The sequence below is a fragment of the Desulforamulus aquiferis genome, assembly GCF_030577015.1.
Lineage (GTDB): Bacteria > Bacillota > Desulfotomaculia > Desulfotomaculales > Desulfotomaculaceae > Desulfotomaculum > Desulfotomaculum aquiferis.
The window spans coordinates 1-301 of record NZ_JARPTC010000072.1 but is presented as its reverse complement, the minus strand read 5'-3'; the positions used below and the strand labels follow the sequence as shown (position 1 = coordinate 301).

Genomic DNA, 301 nt, shown 5'->3' with positions numbered 1-301 from the left:
TGGGCACTGTCTCAACGAGGGGCTCGGTGAAATTGTAATGACGGTGAAGATGCCGTCTACCTGCGACAGGACAGAAAGACCCCGTGGAGCTTTACTGTAGCTTGACATTGGGTTTTGGTATTTGATGTACAGGATAGGTGGGAGACTGAGAGATAGGTACGCCAGTACTTATGGAGTCACCGTTGGGATACCACCCTTTAAGTATTGAAATTCTAACTTTAGTCCATGAAGCTGGATTGAGGACAGTGTCAGGTGGGCAGTTTGACTGGGGCGGTCGCCTCCCAAAAGGTAACGGAGGCGC

At 50.5% G+C, this 301-nt stretch carries 1 rRNA gene; it reads left to right on the top strand.

What is annotated here, in order from left to right:
* Positions 1 to 301, top strand: a 23S ribosomal RNA gene (locus P6N53_RS18570); the annotation flags it as partial.